The organism is Halorubrum halophilum (genome assembly GCF_000739595.1).
Lineage (GTDB): Archaea > Halobacteriota > Halobacteria > Halobacteriales > Haloferacaceae > Halorubrum > Halorubrum halophilum.
On sequence record NZ_BBJP01000018.1, the window covers coordinates 35,866 to 55,395 of the forward strand.

Genomic DNA, 19,530 nt, shown 5'->3' on the forward strand with positions numbered 1-19,530 from the left:
GATCGACCGTACCGCGTCACGGTTCACCGTCGTCGACGCACTCCGCGATCGGATCGACGATCTCCGCGGCGAGGCTGTACGGGTCCGTCTCCCGCCGCCGGACCGAGTCGGCGAGCGCGTCGATCCCGCCCCGCCGCTCGATCTCCGCAGTCGCGAGCGCGCCCACGTCCGAGCGGACCAGCGTGCGGATCTCCTCGGCGTAGCGCCGGCGCTTCGTCGCCTCGATCGCGCCCGACTCGCGGAGGTGAGTCGCGTGCGCGTCGAACGTCTCGATAAGCTCCGCGACGCCCTCGCCGGTGTTCGCGACGGTTCGGACCACTTCGGGAATCCACTCGGGTTCACCTTCGTCGTCCCCGTCGCCGTCGTCTCCCTCCGCGTCGCCCGCGGTCTCGTCGTTTCCGCCGTCCGGGTGGTCCGGGACTTCGAACCCGTGGTGTCCCCCGCCGAGCCCCTTCGTCGGACTCTCGCGTCGGTGGACCATCTCCTCTAGCTCGGCGAGGGTGCGCTCCGCGCCGTCCATGTCGGCCTTGTTGACGACGAACACGTCGCCGATCTCCAATATTCCCGCTTTCAGCGTCTGCACGTCGTCGCCGGAGCCGGGCTGGACCAGCACCGCGACGGTGTCGGCGGTGCGGACCACGTCGACCTCGTTCTGCCCGGCGCCGACCGTCTCGATGATGACGACGTCCTTCCCGAAGGCGTCGAGCGCCTTCACGGCGTCCGCGGTCGCCATCGAGAGCCCGCCGAGTTGGCCGCGCGCGCTCATCGACCTGAAGAACACGTCCATGTCGCCGACGTTCGACGCCATCCGGATCCGGTCGCCGAGCACCGCGCCGCCGGTGTACGGCGAGGAGGGGTCGACGGCGACGACGCCGACGGTGTCGCCGCGGTCGCGGTAGGCGGCCGCGAGCTTGTCGACGAGCGTCGACTTCCCGGCGCCGGGCGCCCCGGTGATCCCGATCACGTCGGCGCCGCCGGTGTGCTCGTGGAGGGCGGCGACGATCCCGCGGTAGCCGGCCGCGCGGTTCTCGATGCGGGTGATGACGCGGGCGAGGGCCCGGTGGCTCCCGTCGAGGAGGTCCTCGACGAGCGCGGCGTCGCCGTCGCCGAGCGCGGGTGCGTCCGTCCCGCCCATCTACGCGCGCTCCGGGAGGTTGTTCCGGATGAACTCGATCGTCTCCTCCATCGGTGTTCCGGGGCCGAACACCTCGGCGACGCCCAGCTCCTTGAGCTTCGTCTCGTCGTCGTCGGGGATGATCCCGCCGACGAGGATCAGGGTGTCTTCGAACGCGTCGTACTCTTTGAGCCCCTCGATCACCTTCGGGACGAGCGTGTTGTGGGCTCCCGAGAGGATCGAGATGCCCAGCACGTCCACGTCCTCTTGGACCGCCGCCTGCACGATCTCCTCGGGCGCGCGGTGGAGCCCGGAGTAGACGACCTCGAACCCGGCGTCCCGGAACGCCCGCGCGATCACGTGTGCGCCCCGGTCGTGGCCGTCGAGCCCGACCTTCGCGACCAGACAGCGGACGGCTCGCGTCTCCTGTTCGGCGCTCATGCCCGACTCTCGGTCGCGTGACCGTTTGATTCTAACGGACGTTCGGGATGGATCGGACCGCGTCGGGGCGGGTGAACGAACGAGGGGCGAGGAGACGGGAGTCCCGCGCCCTTCCGCGACCGACGGCTTGAACGCGCCAGAGACGGTACCGAACCACATGGACTTCGACGCTCCCGCACCGTCCGACGACCGACTCCCTCCCGAGACGCGGATCGGTCGCGCCGCGCTCCGGGTCGCCGACCTCGACGAGACGACCGCGTTCTACCGAGACGTGGTCGGCCTCGCGGTGCTCGACCGCGACGGCGACCGAGCGACCCTCGGCGTCGACGGAACCGCGCTCCTCGTCTTGGAACGCGCGCCCGACCGCCCGGATCGAGGCCGGAGCGACGCCGGCCTCTTCCACACCGCGTTCCGCCTCCCCTCCCGCGCCGCGCTCGGCGAGGCGCTGGCCCGCGTGCGGGACCGGTGGCGGCTCGACGGCGCCTCGGACCATCTCGTCAGCGAGGCGCTGTACCTCGACGACCCCGAGGGCAACGGCGTGGAGATCTACCGCGACCGCCCGCGCGATGAGTGGCCGGTCGACGACGACGGAACGGTTCGGATGGCGACCGACCTGCTCGATGTCGAGGGCGTCGCCGCGGCCGCTGGAGGGCCGTCCGCCGACCTCGTCGACGACGCTCCGCCCGGCACGGACGTGGGTCACATGCACCTCGAAGTCACCTCGCTGTCGGCGTTCGAGGCGGTGTACGTCGCTGGGCTCGGCTTCGAGGTCGGCATGACGGACCCGAACGTCCGGTTCGTCGCGGCCGGCGGCTACCACCACCACCTCGGCGCGAACACGTGGCAGGGGCGGACGACGCCCGCCGCGGGGTGCGGGCTCGCGTGGTTCGAGGTCGTGGTTCCCGACGCGGCCGCACTTGAAGCGATCCGAGAGCGACTCGATTCGGTCGCGGCCGACGGCGACCTCGATGTCGTCGTCGACGAGCGAGAAGACGGGATCGCGGTCACCGACGCCGACGGGATCGAAGTTCGGATCCGAGCAGAGTAACAGGCCCGAACGGTGACAATCTCAGTTACTTATAAACGAACGCGGTGGCGCGCCTCCGAGCGGCCGCCAAGGGCGGCCGCGAGGAGCCCGCGAGGGAGNNGGAGGCGTGAGGTGCGGTGCGGCTGCGGTGCGGGTGGGACTCAAAGGGGCAGCCGCGGGGGCGAAGACGCGCGACGTAAGGACCGCAGGCGCGAACGGAGTGAGCGCCGAGGACCGCAACGAGCGCATCGAGTCCTCGCGGCTGGGGCTTTGGCGGTGTTCACGGACAAGTCATCGATCGCGTAGTACCGAGCGGCTGGAGCTTTGGCGGTGTTCACGGACAAGTCATCGATCGCGTAGTACCGAGCGGCTGGAGCTTTGGCGGTGTTCGCCGTCACTCCGCGATCGACTATTTATAGGCGAGTAGCCGGGGATTTGAGAGTATTCGCCGTCGATCCGCTGACAACCATTTATAAGCGAGAACTTGAGACTTCGGAGGTGGCGGCTGTTGCTCCGAGTTCAACCATTCAGAAGTGCGTGTTCGATCCGCCGTCAGCCGTTCAAAGCCGATCGACTCACGGACCGGAGACTCACAAACCGGTCACCCGACGATCGTCCGGAGCGTCGACTCGGTCAGCAGCGTGGTAATGCCGAGCGCCTCGGTCGTCATCCAGCCGAGGAAGGCGAGGTACATCGCGAGGAGGCCGTATCCCTCTTCGGTGGTGATCTCGAAGTCCGTCGCGGCCAGCACCACGACGACGAGGGTGGTGTAGAACAGGAATAACATTAGCGGCACGGACGTGAGGAAGCCGATCGAGACGCCGCCGGCGAGGATGACGCCGATGGGCAGCGCCGCGACGAGGTTGAACGTGTTCGTCCCGAAGACGTTCGCGATTGCCGCCCGCTTGTCGCCGGCCTTGCCCATCTTCACGCCGACGAGCAGGTCGGGGAACGAACTCAGCACCGACAGCACCGTCACGGAGATGAGGAACGACGGTGCGTCGAGCGCGTCCGCGATCTGTACCGTCATGCTGACCATCGACTCGACGCCGACGAGCACGACGGCCAGCCCGGCCGCGAACAGCCCGGCCTGCTTCGGGACGTTCGTCGATTCGGTCCGCTTCAGGTCCGACGCGCCGCTCTTGCCGCCGACGAGCAAGATGACGTACACGCCGTACAGCACTAGCAGACCGACGCCCATCTGCGGGGTGATCCGCGCGAGTTCCCGGCCGTCGGTTCCGAGGACGCCGAGCGCGATCACGCCGAAGAGGGCGAGAACGGCGACCACATAGAAGATGGCGTCGCGGTAGACGATCCCCTGCGTCGTCGGCGTGTCACCGCTCGTGATGGCGACGGCGGCCGGGATAACGAGGATGTTGAACACCGCCGTCCCGATGAGCGCCCCGGCGCCGACCCCGAAGTCGCCGAGCACGAGCACCGAAATGACGATGATCGCGAGCTCGGGGAACGACGTCGCGGCCGCGACGAGGAGCCCGCCTTGGATCGCCTGCGAGACCCCGAAGTGGTCGCTGATCTTCGACGTCGTCGACTCGATGACGTTCGCGCCCTTCCAGGTCAGCAGGAACCCGATCGCACCCAACACGATCCAGACGGCGAGCGACTGATCCCCGATGAGCTCCTGCAGTAGAGTCACGTCTCGTCGCTGGGTCCGGAGTCGATTAGGACTTCCGGAGGCGCAAGACGAAGAAGAGGAGCCCTTCGTCGGCGCGAACGTCTATTCGTCGTCGTACTCGCCGAACCGCTCGTCGAAGACGGCGATCACGCGGCGCTCGATCTCGTCGCGGATCGGACGGACTTCCTCGATCGGGCGCTCACCGGGGTCGTCGAGGTCCCAGTCGTCGGTGTCGACGCCGTCGAGTTCCAGCGTCGAACAGCCCATCGTCGCGACGAAGTCGGACGCGGTGAGCGTCTCGTCGGCGATTTCGCGGGGAGTCCGGCCGTTCACGTCGAGCCCGACCTCCGCGAGCGCCTCGACAACCACATCGTGAACGCTGTCCGCCGGCATCGTGCCGCCCGTCACGATCTCGACGCGGTCGCCGAGACCGCGCCGATCCCGTTCGCGCTCCGCGAAGGCGGTCGCCATCTGGCTGCGCCCGGCGTTGCGGACGCACATGAACGTGAGCGTGGTCGTCTCGGCGGTCGCATCGATCGTCTCGTCGGGTGTGTCGGTTGGTGTCGTCATCGTGGGTTCGTGGGTGTTCCCGCTGGCCGAGTTCAGTAGATCAGCTCGTCGTCGTTCTCGACCATATACAGGGTGCGCGCCGCCACGTTGACCGCGTGGTCAGCGACCCGTTCGAGGTCGCGGACCGCGAGCAGCGCGCGGGAGACCTCGTCGAGCGAGGCCTCCAGCGCGTCGGCGTCGGCGTCGGCGCCGGTCTCGCCGAGCGCCGCCTCGTTGCGGGCGCGGTCGGCCTCCAACAGCTCGCGGACGACGGCCTCGCTCGCCTGTCTGCACCGCTCGTCGAACGCGTCGTCGCGGGCCGCGATCTCGCGGCAGGCCGCGGCGTCGCCCGCCTCGTAGGCGGCGACCGCGTCGGCGACCATCTCGCCGGCGTCCTCGCCCAGTTCGCGGAACTCCACCGCGGGGTGGACGCCCCCATCGGGACCGCCGTAGCCCGCGAGGTTGGTCGCCAGATCGGCGACGCGTTCGAGGTCGGTAATCACCTTGAACGAGGCGGTCACCAGTCGGAGATCGCCCGCGACGGGCTGCTGGAGCGCGAGCAGCTCGGTGCACTCCTCCTCCAGCCCGAGGTACGTCTCGTTGACTTCGTAGTCGCCCTCGATGACCTCCTCGGCGAGCTCGTCGTCGCCGGTCGCGGCCGCCTCGATCGCGGACGTGTACCGCTCGCCAACCAGTTCGCCCATCGCCACCACGCCGGCCCGGAGCTCGTCGAGCTTCTCCTGGTAGTTCTCGCGGGGCATCTATCCGAACTTCCCCGTGATGTAGTCCTCGACGCGCTGTTCCTCCGGGTCCTCGAAGATCTTCGTCGTGTCGTCGTACTCCACGAGGCGACCGCCGGTGAGGAAGACGGCGGTCCGGTCGGAGATGCGCGCCGCCTGCTGCATGTTGTGCGTGACGATGATGACGGTGTACTCCTCGGCGAGGTCGTCGATGAGGTCCTCGATCTTCGAGGCCGCGACGGGGTCGAGCGCCGAGGTCGGCTCGTCCATCAGGACGACCTCCGGGTCGGGCGCGATTGCCCGAGCGATACAGAGCCGCTGTTGCTGGCCGCCCGAGAGGTCGAGCCCCGAGGAACCGAGCTGGTCTTTCACCTCGTCCCACAGCGCGGCGCCCTTCAGCGACTCCTCGACGCGCTCGTCGACATCGCCGTCGTACCCCTGGATCTTCAGTCCGTAGGCGACGTTGTCGCGGATCGACTTCGGGAACGGGTTCGGCTTCTGGAACACCATCCCGATCTTCCGGCGCAGGGCGACGGGGTCCACGTCGGCGTCGTACACGTTCTTGCCGCCGAACTCGATGTCGCCCTCGACGCGGCAGACCTCGATCATGTCGTTCATCCGGTTGATACACCGGAGGAACGTCGACTTCCCGCAGCCCGAGGGACCGATCAGTGCGGTCACCCGGTTTTCGGGGATCTCCATCGACACGTCGTCGATCGCCTGTTCGTCGCCGTAGTAGACGTTCAGGTCGCGCGCGGCGACCGCCGTTCGATCGGGCGCCGCGGTCTGCTCGTTCGATCCGGTCTCTACGTCTGTCGTGATGAGCGAGTCGCTCGTTTCTGTGTTACTCATGTTAGGTCCCCCGCTCCGCGCGGTTCCGCAGCAGTATCGCCGTCCCGTTCATCCCGATGAGAATGATCAACAGGGTGATCACGCCGGCCGCGACGACGCCGTACCGGAACTCCGCCTGTGGATAGTTCGCCCACGCGTAGATCTGCATCGGCATCGCGCTGAACCGGCTGAAGAGGCTGTCCGGCGCGCTGAACACCGTCGTCGCCGCTCCGATCATGATGAGCGGCGCGGTCTCGCCGATCGCCCGCCCGAGCGCGAGGATCGTCCCGGTCAGAATCCCGGGGAACGCCTCGGGAAGCACGACGTTCTTCGTCGTCTGCCACCGAGTGGCGCCCATCGCGTCCGACCCTCGGCGCAGATCGTCCGGGACCGACCGGATCGCCTCCTGCGCGGAGATGATCGTGATCGGGAGGATGAGCAGCGACAGCGTCAGCGAGGCCGTCACCGCGGTCCCCAGCCCGAATCCGAGCAGGTTCGCGAACAGTCCGAGCCCGAGCAGGCCGTACACGACCGACGGGATCGCGGCGAGGTTCGCGATGTTGACCTGCAGCAGCCGCGTCAGCGACCCGAGGACACCGCTCTCGGGCATGTACTCCTCTAAGAAGACGGAGGTCCCGACGCCGAGCACGAACGACAGCACCGCGACCAGCGCGATGATGATCACCGAGCCGACGATCGCCGGGTACAGTCCGGCCTCGACCGCGGTGCTCGACGGCGCCTCCGTTACGTACCCGACGTCCAGCCACGGGTCGGGCGCGGGGACTCCCCACGCCTCGACGACGAGCGCGCCGACGAGCGCACCGCCGACGAGGAGGACCGGCAGCGCCAGCCCGACCACCCCGTCGCCCTCGTCGATCGTCCGGTGAACGTAGACCGCCGTCGGCACGCCGACCGTGACGAGGACGAGAAGCGCGGTGGGGCCGGGAACGCCGAGACCGCCGGCGAGGAACCCGCCGGCGATCGCGACCGCGAGCGGCACGCCGCCGACCGCGGCCGCGGCGATCCGACTGCTGCGGTCGGCGACGACGCGCTCGCCGGCGACCGCGATCGGGACGGCGAGCGTCCAGATGTAGATGATGAGATCCGACGGGTACGTGGTGACAACGCCTCGGAGGAACACCGCGGCGACGACCCCGAGGAGTCCGACGGGAACCGCCGCGGTCGACGCCCGGTCGGCCGACCGCCAGCGGCCATACGCGTACAGCGCAGCGGCCGGAACGACGCCCAGCGTGTACGCGAGGAACCACACCAGCGGGTCGAACACCAGGAACAGCGTCCCCAGGGCGAGTCCGATCGCGATCCCGCCGACGAGTCGGCCCACCAGTCCGAAGCCGACGGCGCCGACCCGGCCGCGGCTCCCGACGTACGTGAGGTACGCGGTGACCGGCATCGCGACGACGAAGAGGTACGCGAGCTGCCAGCTGAGCCGCGGGATCGCCACGAGGAACGTCTCGATCGCGGTGAACAGCGCGGCGACGGCGACGAGGCCGCCGCCGAGCGCGGCGAGGGATCTCCGGGTCACCGCCGGGTCGCTCACGCTGTACAGGCAGAACGCGAGGAACGGAACTACGAGGGTGAGGAAGTACGTCAGCAGCCACTCCGGGCTGGCGTTCGCCAGGTCGAAGGCGTCGATCGTGACGTACACGAGGAGCACGCCGAGCGCGACGAGCCCGATCACGCTCGCGCCGAGCGAGAGGTACTCGAAGACTACCCCTCGGAGCCGACTCACCTCGCCGAACCCGCTCGCGTTCGCGTTGTCCGTCGCCATCAGTACTCCTCCCGGTATCGCTGTGCGATGATATCACTGATCACGTTCATTACGAGGGTCACCACGAACAGCGTGAGTCCGAGCGCGAACATCGAGTCGTACGGGATCGACCCGCCCGTGAGGTCGCCCCCCGCGATCTGCACCATCGCGACGGTGATCGTCATCCCGGACTCCAAGAGGACGTCGGCGGGGTTGACGAACGGGATCCCGAAGGCGGCCTCCTGAACCGCCGGCATCCGCGCCTGCGCGCCCATCGCGACGACGACGATCATCGTCTCACCGATGGCCCGCGAGACGGCGAGGATGTACGACGAGGCGATCCCGGAAATCGAGGCGGGGACGACGATCCCCGTCGACACCTCGAACTTGGTCGCACCGAGCCCGTAGCCGGCCTGCCGCAGGTCGTCCGGCACCGCGCTCATCGCGTCCTCGGAGATGGACGACACCATCGGGATCGTCATGATCCCGACCATGATCGACGCCGAGAGCGCGTTGAACGTGCTCATACTCGGGAACAGCGTCGCCTTCAGCGCCGGTGTGATGTACACCAGCGCGAAGTACCCGTACACGACCGTCGGGATGCCGGCGAGGATCTCCAACAGCGGCTTGAGTATCGAGCGCGCGTTCGGTGTCGCGTACTCGCTGAGGTAGATCGCCGTCAGCGTCCCCACGGGGAGCGCGATGCACGCCGCCGTGACCGTCACGACGAGCGTCCCGATCAGCAGGGGGATGATGCCGAACGCCTGCCCGCCGCCGGCCGGGTTCGGGCTCCAGTTGGTGCCGGTCAGGAACTCGGTTATTGGTATTTCTTGGAAAAACACCACCGCGTCCGACAGCAGCGTCACGAAGATCGCTACCGTCGTGAGCAGGGTGATCGCCGCGCACGCGGCGAAGAGCCCGCCGTAGGTTCCCTCCTTCAGCCGTCTGAGCCCGCTCCGCCGCTGGAGATCGGGACTCTCGGTACTATCTGTCACAACCGGTCGGGTATCGAACGCTGTCGTAAATCAATACACCGGTTCATGATGGCGTTACTCCTGCGCCCGCTCGATCGCGTCTTCGAGGATCTCCATCTGCTCTTCTTGAGTCTCCTCGGTCGCGGGCACGTATCCCACGTCGCCGGCGACGAGGTCTTCGTTGGCCGTCTGCTCGACGAAGTAGCGCGCGAACTCCGCGACGTGTTCGCTGCCGAGCGACTCGATCGAGGGGTAGGTGAACAGCGGCCGGGAGAGTGGAGTGTACTCGCCGCTGGACGCCGTTTCGAGGCTCGGCTCGACCGGGCCGTTACCGTCGTCGATCCCGAGCGCCTTGAGCTGGTCGGGGTTCTGGTAGTAGTACGCGAAGCCGAAGTAGCCGATCGCGTACTCGCTGCCCGAGACGCCCTGTGCGATCGAGTTGTCCTGCTCGGTCGCCTGGTAGTCGCTGGTGTGACCGCGCTCCTCCAGAATGCTCTCGATGAAGTAGTCGTAGGTCCCGGAGGTGTCGGCGGCGCCGAACCGCTCGATCTCCTCGTTCGGGAACTCGTCGCGGACCTCGTCCCAGGTCTGGACGGGGTCGGACTCCCAGATCTGGGCGAGCTCCTCGACGGTGAGGGAGTCGATCCAGTCGGCCTCGGGGTTGACGACGACCGTGAGCGCGTCCGTCGCCGCGATGAGCTCGACGTACTCGACGCCGTTCTCCTCGCAGAGCTCCTCCTCCGCGGGCTGGATCTCCCGGCTCGCGTTGTTGAAGTCGGTGTCGCCGACGCAGAAGTAGTTCGAGAACCCGCCGCCCGAGCCGGTCGAGCTGATGTCGACCGAGACCTGGTCGTGTTCCGCGGCGAAGTCCTCCCCGATCGCGCTCATCAGCGGGAAGACGGTCGAGGAGCCGGCGATGTTGATCGAGCCGGACAGGCCGTCACCGCCGTCGTCCCCCGAGCTCTGCGTACAGCCTGCGAGCGCCAGCGCACCCGCACCGCCGAGCGCCGAAAGTGCTTTCCGCCGCGTGATCCCCTCGGTATCCGCGTCGTGGCTTGATGCCATCACCTGATCGAGAGCGTCTTCGACATAAGTAGTATACTATGAGAGGTATGACCGACCCAGTATCGCTCCCCGAGGCTATATACTCTATATAGATCAGTCGGCCGGGTCATCCTGCGGTTTGGTCGCCGATTCACCGTTCGACCGTATTTTTAAGCCCCTCCGTGCGAACACCCGGACGATGACCCCACCGACGACCGGGGACCCGGTCCCGCTCTCCCTGTCGCACGAGGAGGCGTGGGTCGCCCACGCCGCCCTCCTCGACGCGGGCGAGGCCGCCTTCGACGCCGGCGACGACGCGCCGCCCCAGTACCGACCGATCCGGCGTATCGAGCGCGACCGCCCCCTCGCGCCCCGCGAGGCCGTCCTCCTCCGCGACGCGCTGGTCGATTACCTCGGCGACGCGCCCGTACGCGACCGAGCGCCGGGACGGGAGCTACTGCGTCGAGTCGACGACGCGGTCGAGTCGGAGTCGCCGTCGACTCCCTGAGACGCGCGCCTCGGGGCGGCGACGACCCGGTCTCCGCCGATCCCCTCCTGCTTACCCGCCCCTACCGGGCCGCTTCCACCGCTTCGATCAGCAGCTCCGCGACGTCGACGATCTCCACGTCGTCCTCGAAGTTCCCCGTCTTCCGGCCGTCCTCGAACATCGTCGTACACATCGGGCAGGCGACGACGAACTTCTCGATGTCGCCGCCCGCGTCGGTGTCCTCGACCGCCTCGCGGAGGCGTTCCTCGCTCGGCTTGACCGCTTCGTCGTGTTCGGTCCACAGCCCGCCGCCGCCGCCGCCACAGCAGAACGACTCGTCCCGCGATCGCGGCATCTCGTGGAGGTCGGCGCCGGTCGCGCGGATCAGTTCGCGGGGCGCCTCGTACTCGTCGTTGTACCGCCCGAGGTGACAGGGGTCGTGGTAGGTGACGGTGTAGTCGAGCTCGTCGCCGTCGAGGTTGAGTCGACCGTCGGCCACCAGTTCCTCTACAACCTGCGTCCAGTGGAACACGTCGATCTCTCCCTCCGGGTTCCACGGCTCCTCGCGGTCGAACGGCATCATCGGGTCGTCCGCGAACTCAGCGAAGTCGACCTCGGGATACTCGTTTTCGATGGTGTTGTAGGAGTGCGGGTCGGTACAGACGATCGAGTCGAACTCGCAGTCCGCGAACGTCTCGACGTGGTGGCCGGCGAGTTCGAGGTAGAGGAACTCCTCGCCGATCCGGCGGATGTCGTTGCCGTCGGTCTTCTCGTCGTCGAACAGGATCCCGAACGACACGTCCGCCTCGTCGAACAGCTGAGCGAGCGCGCGGGCGACCTGCTTGTTCCGGTCGTCGAAGCTCGGGTAGTCGCCGACGTACCAGAGGTACTCGACTTCCGTCTCGCGGGCGTCCGGGACCTCCACGCTGTCCAGCTCGTCCGCCCAGTCGCCGCGGCCCGACTGCGACTCGCCGAAGGTGTTCCCCTTCTGCATCACGTCCTGGAACACGTCCTGGAGGTTCGAGTCGACCGCCCCCTCGTCGACGAGCTGGCGGTTCATCTTGGTGAAGGAGGTGAGGTGTTCGATGTCGACGGGGCAGGCGTCCATGCAGGCCATACACGACATGCACGACTCCATCGACTCGCTCGCGATGACGCCGCCCTCGTCGGCGACGACGGGGACCGTTCCACCATCTGCGCTCGCAACCCCGCCGTCGGTCGCCACCGCGCTCTCGCCGCCAGCCCCCGCGACCGGGTCGTCGCTCACGGACTCGCGGTACGACTTCAGGTCGAGGATTACGTCCCGCGGGTCGAGGTTGCGGCCGACCGTATCCGCGGGGCAGGCGTCGGTGCACCGCCCGCACTTCGTGCACGCGTCGCCGTCCATCAGTTCCTTCCAGGTGAAGTCGTCGAGCGCCTCCGCGTTCGTGTGATCGAGGTCGGCGGGGACGTTGGGGAGCCGCGCGCCCGCCTTCTCGTCGCGGGCGACGACGTTCGCGAACGAGGAGATCATGTGGAACGGCTTCGCGTACGGGATCCACGCGATGAAGGCGAACGCGAGCAGCGAGTGGCTCCACCAGACGACGCCGTATATCGCCTCGGCGCCCGCGGGCGTTAGCCCCGCCCACCGGAAGCCGGCCGCCATCGCCATCCCGATGAAGCTCACCGTCTCGTCGGCGCGCGCGGGCTGGCCGACGATGCCGAGCGCCTGCACGACGAAGCCGCCGACGCCGAGGAGGAAGAGCGTCCAGACGAACGCGTCGTCCTCCAGCGAGGTGTGTTTCCCCCACAGCCGCCCGTCGCGGTCGCGGTAGCGGCGGACCATGGCCATCCCGACGCCGACGACGAACAGCAGGCCGAACGCGTCTACCGTGAACTGGTAGGCCAAGTAGAAGTCGCCCACCCAGAACGACTCGCCCGCGAGCGGGCGGTACACGTCGATGTCGAACCCGAGAATCGTCGTCGCGACCAGCAGGGTGAGGAAGCCCCACAGTACGAACGTGTGCATCACGCCGGCGTAGAGGTCCCCGTCGAACTGGTTCTCATTCGAGAGCACCGTCTTGGTCGCCGCGACCGTCCGGGCGGGGAGGTTCGACAGCCGGTCGCGCGGGTCCTCGCTCCCGCGGGCGTACGCCGCGAACCGGGCGTACACCCCGTAGCAGAACACCAGGATCGCGACCGCGGCGAGCCAGTAGAACGCGGCCTTCCCGACCGGACCGATCGTCCAGAACGTTTCCCGGGTGGCCGCCTGCAAGGGCGTCATGATCGATCAGGCGGATACGGCGGGGTTAAAACTTGCCACAACATGGAGCGCGTCGTCGGGCGTTTCTATAAGGGCTTCACGGCGGTCGCCGCCCCGACACCGACACCGCACTCGCCGCCCCGGCACCTATACCACGGTCGCCACGGCCGCCGCCAGCAACCCCGCGCCGACCGCGAGCGCCGGGTAGTCCGCGGGACCGAGCGCGAGCCGCGGGAGCGTCGGGTTCCACGCGAAACACCGCGCGTTCAGCGCGGTCCCCAGCCGGTCGGCCCGCCCGAACGCCCGGTTGACCCCTGCAACCGCAACGAACCGCATGCGCTCGCGGACCGGGAGCGCTCCGCCGCCGCGCGCCCGAACCGCCTCGCGCGCCGTCAAGAGGTCCCGCTTCAGGAGCGGGAGGAACCGGAACACGAGCGCCACGCCGGTCCCGAGGAACTGCCCGGCCTTGCCCGGAACCGTGCGCTGGATCGCCGCCCGCGAGTCTCGGACCGGCGTCGACCTGACGTAGCCGGCGGCGACGACGAGGATCAGCAGGACGCGGTAGCTCGCGAGCCCCGTGGTCACGGCGCGGTCGACTCGGAACCACGGCGCCCCGAGCGTCGCGCCGGCAACGAGGGGGGCGATGGCGAGCACCGGGAACGCGGCCCGGTAGGTCCACAGGTCGCGCGGGCCGCCGCCGGCGAGGGACAGACAGGCGACGGCGAGGAGGGAGAGCACCGCGAGTCCACGCGGAGTCGTGTACGCGTACGCCGCCGCCGCGAACCCGGCCTGCACGAGGAGCTTCGAGCGGGGGTCGAGCCGGTGGGCGAGCGAGTCGCCGGGGACGTACGAGAGAGTCACGAGTCGGTGACGGTGTCGGTGGTGTTCGCGGGCCGGTCGTCGAACGATTCCGGCACCCGAACGTCCAGTCCGGGGAGCTCCGCAACCGCCGCCTCCGGGGCGGTGTCGACCGCGACGCGCCCGTCCGCCATCCCCACCACTCGATCGGCGAGCCCGAGCACGTCGCGGAGGTCGTGGGTGACGACGATCACGCTCGTCCCGGCCGCGCGGAGCGCGCGAAGGCGGTCCGTCACCGACCGCCGGGCCGGCTCGTCGAGCCCGGTGAACGGCTCGTCCAAGACGAGGTGATCGGGTTCCATCGCGAGCGCGCCCGCGATCGCGACGCGCTCGCGCTCGCCCCCCGAGAGGCTCCCGATTCGGTCGTCCTCGCGACCGGTCATGTTCACCGCCGCGAGCGCGTCGACGACACGCCGGTCGATCTCGGCGTGCGAAAGTCCGAGATTTTCCGGGCCGAACGCCACGTCGGCGCCGACGGTCGCCGCCACCAACTGGTCGCGCGGGTCCTGAAACACCATCCCGACCGCGGTCCGGGCCGCGACGAGGTCGTCGCTCACGGCGGTCCCGTTGACGGCGACGGTTCCCGATTCCGGCGTCACGAGCCCGTTGAACGTCCGAACGAGCGTCGTCTTGCCGGATCCGTTCGCGCCCGCGACGACCAGGTACTCGTCGTCTAGGACCGAGAGGGTCACGTCGTCGACGGCGACGACGGCGTCGGCGTCGTCCGTGTCGCCGTTGTATCGACAGGTGACGCCGTCGATGTCGATCACGAGAGTCCGTTATGTAGCCGCGATCGCGTCCGAGCGCACGATGCCGACCGCGGCGGCGACTTTCGCGGCCTCCGCGGGGAGGAAGACGACCGCCCCCTGGATGAACGCCTCCGTAGCGGTCAGATCGAGGACGAGGACGAGCCCGGCGATACCAAGCGCGTAGATAACGACGGTCCCGGCGGTCATCGCGCCGACGACGGTCGGTACGCCGACGGTGTCGAGATCGCGGAGCGTCGTTCCGCGGTGGACGACCGCCCCGACGAGCGCGGCCGCGATCGGGTACGACCAGAGGTAGCCCGCAGAGCCACCGACGAGTTGCCCCACGCCGGCGGAGCCTCCCTGGAACACCGGGGCGCCGAGTGCGCCCGCCGCGAGGTAGAGGACGAGCGACGCTCCGCCCCAGACCGGACCGAGGTAGATCCCGGCGAGGAACACGCCGAGGACCTGGAGGGTGACCGGTGCCGGAGAGAGCGGAAACGGGAACGATACGTACGCAAACGCGCCGACGAGCGCGGCGAACAGCGCCGCGCGAGCGAGGTTCGTCGCGGCCTCGTCGCCGACGAGATCCACCGACTCCGTGCTGGTTGCCATGTCACCGACACCTTCGTAAACCGACTTGAAAGTATTGGTTGACGACGTGGGAGTCCTCGGCGTCATCGCGCGGAGGCCGTCGGAGCCCGCCGGAGGTCAACGAGCTTTGGCGCGGGGCTTATGTATCGCAGGTACACATATTCCTGTCCATGGACGAGAAGACCTCCGATCTCCGCGACATCTTCGTCGAGACCACCGGGTCCGAGACGGTCACCGAGCGGCAGGCGGAGTCGCGCGGGACGCTCACCGACCGCGACGAGGCGGCGATCGACGAACGTGTCCGCGAGCTCGTCGCCGCGATGCGCGAGCGGTACGACTTCTCGACCGACCTCGACGACGCGACCTACGCCCGGATCGCCCGCGGGCGCTTCGAGGAGGAGGACGACGAATCGATCGCGACCGCGCTCGTCGTCGACCCCGCGACTGTCCGCGACGCTCGACTCGACCTCCACCTCGTCCGCGAGGCCGACCGCGAGGTCGACGGCGCCGCGTTCGAGTACGACGACCTGAAGCAGCTGACCGCCGAGGGGCGCTCGATCCCCGAGTGCGCCGAGGCCCTCGACGCCAACCCCGATGCCGTCGCGAAGTACGCTCGCGTCGCGCGCGTCGACCTGACCTCCACCCGCGCGAACGACCGGTTCCGCGACGAGTTCCGCGACCTCCTCACTGACGCCGAGATCGAGGGCTCGCACGCCGAGACCGCCCGCGACGACGGCCTCGAAGCGGCGACCGAAGATATGGAAACGAACGTTTCTTTATAAACAACGAGGCGGTCGGCGCGCCCCGGTGAGCGCCCAGAGGGCGCTCACCGACGGTGCGAGGGAGTCGCGAGCGAAGCGAGCGACGAGGCTGGGGAGGTGTGAGGTGCTGTGCGGAGCGGTGCGGGGCGGGACTCAAAGCCCCAGCCGCGCACCTCGCGGCTGGGGCTTTGGAAGTGTTCGCCGACGATCTACCAGTAGTCATTTATAAATGATCGATGGGGCTTTGACGACGCTTATCGTCGATCCGCTGGTAACGACTTATAAACGAACGGCTGGATCTTCGAAGAAGTCGTCCCTCGATCCACCGCCAGCAACGTCTCTTTATAAACAACCGCTCGCGATCAACTACTTAAAAAGGCCCTTTCCCGCCGCCCATCATGTCGCCGAGGCCGCCGCCGCCGCCCTCGCCGCCCATCTTCTTCATCATGCGCTGCATGTCGCCCTCGCCCATCCCCTGGAACTGACCGATCGTCTCCTCCATCATCGAGTGCTGCTCCAAGAGCTGCCGGACCGTCTCCTCGTCGGTGCCGGAGCCGCGCGCGATCCGCTCCGTGCGCGACTGCCCGACGACGCGGGGGTTCTCGAGTTCTTCATCGGTCATCGAGTCCATGATGCGTTCGAAGCGGCGCATCCGGTCTTGGGTCACGTCCATCGCGTCGTCCGGGAGCTGGTCCATCATCCCGCCGCCCATACCGGGGATCATGTCCATCACCTGATCGAGGGGACCCATCCGGTTCATCGCGTCCATCTGCTTTTTCATGTCCTTCAGGGTGAACTCGCCCTGCAGCATGTCCTCGGGGTCCCAGTCCTCGTCGTCCTCCTGGGCCTCCGCCATCGCGCGCTCGACGCGCTCGGAGAGTTGCTTGAGATCGCCCATCCCGAGCAGCCGCGAGATGAACCCGGAGGGCTCGAACCGCTCGATGTCCTGAACCGTCTCCCCGGTGCCGAGGAAGGCGATGGAGGAGTCGGTCTCGTTGACCGCCGTCAGCGCGCCTCCGCCCTTCGCGGTCCCGTCGAGCTTGGTGATCATCACGCCCTCGATACCGATCGACGACTCGAACTGGCGGGCCTGATCCTTGGCCCCCTGCCCGATCGCGGCGTCGAGCACGAGGAGCGACCGGTCGGGGTCGACCGCCGACTCGATCTCCTCGATCTCCGCGATGAGGTCGTCTTCGAGCGCGTGGCGTCCGGCCGTGTCTACGATGTGCACGTCGGCGTCTTCGGTCGCTTCGAGCCCCTCACGGGCGATCGCGACCGGGTCGTCGTTGTCGGGGTCGCCGTAGAAGTCGACCTCGGCACGCTCGCACATCTGCTTGGCCTGATCGTACGCGCCCGGCCGGAAGGTGTCGGTCTGGATGACCGCGGGGCGGAGCCCCTTCTTCGAGAACCACCAGGCCATCTTCGCGGCGGAGGTGGTCTTCCCCGACCCCTGAAGGCCGGCCAGCAGGATCGTCTGGTTTTCGAGGGGGAGCTCGGTGGAGTCGCCCACCAGTTCGACCATTTCCTCGTAGACGATCTTGAGGACGTGGTCTTTCGCGGTGGTGCCGCCCGGCGGCTCCTCTTCGAGGGCGCGGGACTTGATCGAGTCCGACAGCTCCATCACGAGGGAGACGTCGACGTCGGCGGAGAGGAGCGAACGCTGGATCTCCTTGACGATCTCCTCGACGTCGCTCTCGGAGAGTCGGGACTTTCCCTGGAGCTTGTCGAGGCTGCTCCGGAGGGACGTACCGAGGTCGTCGAGTACCATTTGCCGGAGATAGGCGGGCGACGCGGTAAAGCTTTGTTCGTCGGCGTCGGCGAGAGGTCAGGAAGAGAAGGAATTGAGACGGAGATCGGTTTAGTTTGGAAAAACCGGCAATGCCGGGAAGTACGTCGAATAAAACCCCTCGTCGAAACTGATCAAGCCGTCGCAGTCGATGGCCGCGTGCGCACCGATGAGAAAGTCGGCAGCGATGTGTTGTCGCGGTGAGAGCGATTCAGCACACTTCTCGCAGTCGACAGATCGTTTTTCACCACACGCGGGACACTGGATACCGTCCGGTCGGCGGTCCACGTACTCCCGGAACCGATCGCCCGCTAGAAATCGCGCCTCACGCGATGGATCGACCACTTTGACGCTAAAATCCTCGAGGAACCGATCGAGATCGGCGGCCGAGTCGAAACGCCCGTCGGCCGCAAGCTCGGCATATACGACCGGCGTGACGACCACCGCTCCTTCCTGATACGCGTGCCTGATCGCCGTCTCGCTAGCGTCGGCGTACTCGTCGTCATAAAGGAGCGCGAGGAACGCGTTCGTGCCGACGGCCGTCGTCACGAGTCGGCACCCGTTCTCTCGTCGTCGGACGGCTCGTCGACTGGAGGCGATTCATCCGTATCGCGCGGGTACTCTCCACGGAGTCGACGCATCCGATCTGGCATTGTCTCGTCGCTATCTGCGCTGCCACGGTGCTTCTCGAACGGGTCTTCACCGTCTTCGGTGGTCGGGGCCCGTTTCTGGAGTCGATACTCGGAACCGACCCGCTCGAAGTCGACTTCATCCCCGGGCTCGATCCCGAGAGCATCCCGGATCTCTTTCGGGATCGTGACCTGTCCCTTCGTGGTAACTCGGGGCATACTCTGTCGATACTTTTGGAGTAATGATAGATAAGTATTACTCAGCGAGGCACCAAGCGGTACAAGCAAAATTTGCATAGATGGATCTCATCGCTTGACGAGCCGCGCGCCCGCGGCGTCGATCCGACAGACCTCCGGGTCGTAGCCCGCGTCGGAGAGCCCGGTGCCGAGCGCGAAGACGGTGCGGCCGAGCATCGCCATGGCTGCGCCGTAGTCGTCGGATTTCTCGCACGAATCGCCTCCCGACTCCTCGACCGCCGCGATCGCCTCCGCGACCTCGGGGACGAGGAGGTCTGCCTCGCGAGCGAACCTCCGGGCCGCATCCATCATCGTCGAGAGCCGCGGATCTCCGCGGAGCCGGTCGAGCGCGTCCTCGCCGGCCGCGGAGAGTGCCGCCGTGTCTCCGCCCAACACCGCCTCGGTCGACAGCTCGCCGAACGTGACGTACTCGACGCGCGCGGTCACGGGGATCCCGTCAAGCTCGCCGATCCCCGGCGCGCCGGGCTCCACCCGGATCGGGACGCCGCCGCGCGCCTGCGCGACAACGTCGCCGAGCCCGGTGCCGCGACCGACCTCCGCCTCGTGGGCGATCCGGACCAGCTCGTTCTCCGACCGGCCGCGGTCGAGGGCGTCGTTCGCGGCGAGCGCGGCCCCGAGCGCGGCGGCCCCCGAGACGCCGAAGCCGGCGCCGATCGGGAGCTCCGTCTCGACGGCGACGTCGACGCCGGACGCTCCCAGCTCCGCGAGCACGTCGTCGACCGCGCCGACCGTCCCCGGCTCGCCGTCGATGGCGCGGGCGCCGGTGGGCGCGTCGGGCTCGCCGGACTCGTGAGAGCCGTCGGGTTCATCGCCCGCTCCCGCTTCTCCCGCCGCCGTTATCCGGACCCTCACCCCGTCGGTGAGCGTCGCTCCGGCGCCGCGCGAGCCCGCGGCCGCGGGGCGCTCAGCCGGGTGCGCGCTGAAGAAGGCGGTGACGTGACCCGGAACGAACGCGGTCGCCCGCTGCCTGCTCATGGCGAGTCGGATGTGTGGCCGTCGATTAACGGTTGTCATCCGCACCGGCGAGACGACGCCCGCGCCGCGGGAA

Annotated in this window: 20 protein-coding genes; 3 read left to right on the forward strand and 17 right to left on the reverse strand. The window is 68.2% G+C overall.

The window, feature by feature from the left end; all coding sequences use genetic code 11:
- Positions 1–16: 16 nt before the first annotated feature.
- Both meaB and ACP96_RS06780 read right to left on the reverse strand, forming a co-directional pair.
- Positions 17–1,135 (reverse strand): methylmalonyl Co-A mutase-associated GTPase MeaB, encoded by a 1,119-nt coding sequence (gene meaB / locus ACP96_RS06775; RefSeq protein WP_050032756.1) that lies wholly within the window; start codon positions 1,133–1,135, stop codon positions 17–19.
- Positions 1,136–1,555 (reverse strand): cobalamin B12-binding domain-containing protein, encoded by a 420-nt coding sequence (locus ACP96_RS06780; protein WP_050032757.1) that lies wholly within the window; start codon positions 1,553–1,555, stop codon positions 1,136–1,138.
- Between the two features lie 157 nt (positions 1,556–1,712).
- On the opposite strand from ACP96_RS06780, the gene ACP96_RS06785 reads away from it, so the two are divergent.
- The gene (locus tag ACP96_RS06785; protein ID WP_050026560.1) at positions 1,713–2,603 is read left to right on the forward strand and encodes a VOC family protein; all 891 of its coding nucleotides are present in this window, start codon (positions 1,713–1,715) and stop codon (positions 2,601–2,603) included.
- Between the two features lie 580 nt (positions 2,604–3,183).
- Here ACP96_RS06785 and ACP96_RS06790 read toward each other — a convergent pair.
- From ACP96_RS06790 to ACP96_RS06820, 7 genes are all read right to left on the reverse strand, one after another.
- A complete protein-coding gene (locus ACP96_RS06790; protein WP_050032758.1) occupies positions 3,184–4,236 on the reverse strand; it encodes a sodium:calcium antiporter in 1,053 nt (350 codons plus the stop codon).
- An 81-nt stretch (positions 4,237–4,317) separates the two neighbouring features.
- The gene (locus tag ACP96_RS06795) at positions 4,318–4,785 is read right to left on the reverse strand and encodes an arsenate reductase/protein-tyrosine-phosphatase family protein (protein WP_050032759.1); all 468 of its coding nucleotides are present in this window, start codon (positions 4,783–4,785) and stop codon (positions 4,318–4,320) included.
- Between the two features lie 32 nt (positions 4,786–4,817).
- The gene (gene phoU, locus ACP96_RS06800) at positions 4,818–5,525 is read right to left on the reverse strand and encodes a phosphate signaling complex protein PhoU (protein WP_050032760.1); all 708 of its coding nucleotides are present in this window, start codon (positions 5,523–5,525) and stop codon (positions 4,818–4,820) included.
- Positions 5,526–6,356: a phosphate ABC transporter ATP-binding protein PstB gene (pstB, locus tag ACP96_RS06805; protein WP_050032761.1), complete on the reverse strand. Its 831-nt coding sequence runs from the start codon at positions 6,354–6,356 to the stop codon at positions 5,526–5,528.
- Position 6,357: 1 nt separating this feature from the next.
- Positions 6,358–8,124: a phosphate ABC transporter permease PstA gene (gene pstA / locus ACP96_RS06810; RefSeq protein ID WP_050032762.1), complete on the reverse strand. Its 1,767-nt coding sequence runs from the start codon at positions 8,122–8,124 to the stop codon at positions 6,358–6,360.
- Positions 8,124–9,098, reverse strand: a complete 975-nt coding sequence (gene pstC / locus ACP96_RS06815) for a phosphate ABC transporter permease subunit PstC (RefSeq protein WP_050032763.1) — start codon at positions 9,096–9,098, stop codon at positions 8,124–8,126. Before pstC ends, pstA begins: the two co-directional genes overlap by 1 nt.
- A 54-nt stretch (positions 9,099–9,152) precedes the next feature.
- Positions 9,153–10,142: a PstS family phosphate ABC transporter substrate-binding protein gene (locus tag ACP96_RS06820; protein ID WP_050026470.1), complete on the reverse strand. Its 990-nt coding sequence runs from the start codon at positions 10,140–10,142 to the stop codon at positions 9,153–9,155.
- A gap of 178 nt (positions 10,143–10,320) precedes the next feature.
- Here ACP96_RS06820 and ACP96_RS06825 point away from each other — a divergent pair, with 178 nt between their 5' ends.
- Complete coding sequence (locus ACP96_RS06825) at positions 10,321–10,629, forward strand: DUF7853 family protein (protein ID WP_050032764.1); 309 nt, start codon at positions 10,321–10,323, stop codon at positions 10,627–10,629.
- A gap of 61 nt (positions 10,630–10,690) precedes the next feature.
- Here ACP96_RS06825 and ACP96_RS06830 read toward each other — a convergent pair whose 3' ends face one another.
- The 4 genes from ACP96_RS06830 to ACP96_RS06845 all read right to left on the reverse strand — a co-directional run bounded on the left by ACP96_RS06830 (position 10,691) and on the right by ACP96_RS06845 (position 15,069).
- Positions 10,691–12,871, reverse strand: a complete 2,181-nt coding sequence (locus ACP96_RS06830) for a heterodisulfide reductase-related iron-sulfur binding cluster (protein ID WP_050032765.1) — start codon at positions 12,869–12,871, stop codon at positions 10,691–10,693.
- A gap of 126 nt (positions 12,872–12,997) precedes the next feature.
- Complete coding sequence (locus tag ACP96_RS06835) at positions 12,998–13,711, reverse strand: energy-coupling factor transporter transmembrane component T family protein (RefSeq protein ID WP_050032766.1); 714 nt, start codon at positions 13,709–13,711, stop codon at positions 12,998–13,000.
- Complete coding sequence (locus ACP96_RS06840; protein ID WP_050032767.1) at positions 13,708–14,478, reverse strand: energy-coupling factor ABC transporter ATP-binding protein; 771 nt, start codon at positions 14,476–14,478, stop codon at positions 13,708–13,710. The genes ACP96_RS06835 and ACP96_RS06840 overlap by 4 nt, the downstream gene beginning before the upstream one ends.
- A gap of 9 nt (positions 14,479–14,487) precedes the next feature.
- Positions 14,488–15,069, reverse strand: coding sequence for a biotin transporter BioY (locus tag ACP96_RS06845; protein WP_050026464.1), 582 nt, complete (start codon positions 15,067–15,069; stop codon positions 14,488–14,490).
- Positions 15,070–15,218: 149 nt separating this feature from the next.
- On the opposite strand from ACP96_RS06845, the gene ACP96_RS06850 reads away from it, so the two are divergent.
- Complete coding sequence (locus tag ACP96_RS06850; RefSeq protein WP_050032768.1) at positions 15,219–15,830, forward strand: hypothetical protein; 612 nt, start codon at positions 15,219–15,221, stop codon at positions 15,828–15,830.
- A 349-nt stretch (positions 15,831–16,179) separates the two neighbouring features.
- Here ACP96_RS06850 and ACP96_RS06855 read toward each other — a convergent pair whose 3' ends face one another.
- From ACP96_RS06855 to ACP96_RS06870, 4 genes are all read right to left on the reverse strand, one after another.
- The gene (locus tag ACP96_RS06855) at positions 16,180–17,577 is read right to left on the reverse strand and encodes a signal recognition particle protein Srp54 (protein WP_050026461.1); all 1,398 of its coding nucleotides are present in this window, start codon (positions 17,575–17,577) and stop codon (positions 16,180–16,182) included.
- Between the two features lie 90 nt (positions 17,578–17,667).
- Positions 17,668–18,144, reverse strand: coding sequence for a type II toxin-antitoxin system VapC family toxin (locus ACP96_RS06860; protein WP_050032769.1), 477 nt, complete (start codon positions 18,142–18,144; stop codon positions 17,668–17,670).
- The gene (locus ACP96_RS06865; protein WP_050032770.1) at positions 18,141–18,443 is read right to left on the reverse strand and encodes an AbrB/MazE/SpoVT family DNA-binding domain-containing protein; all 303 of its coding nucleotides are present in this window, start codon (positions 18,441–18,443) and stop codon (positions 18,141–18,143) included. Before ACP96_RS06865 ends, ACP96_RS06860 begins: the two co-directional genes overlap by 4 nt.
- Positions 18,444–18,530: 87 nt before the next feature.
- On the reverse strand, positions 18,531–19,457 hold the full coding sequence (locus ACP96_RS06870) for a pantoate kinase (RefSeq protein WP_050032771.1): 927 nt from the start codon (positions 19,455–19,457) through the stop codon (positions 18,531–18,533).
- Positions 19,458–19,530 lie beyond the last annotated feature (73 nt).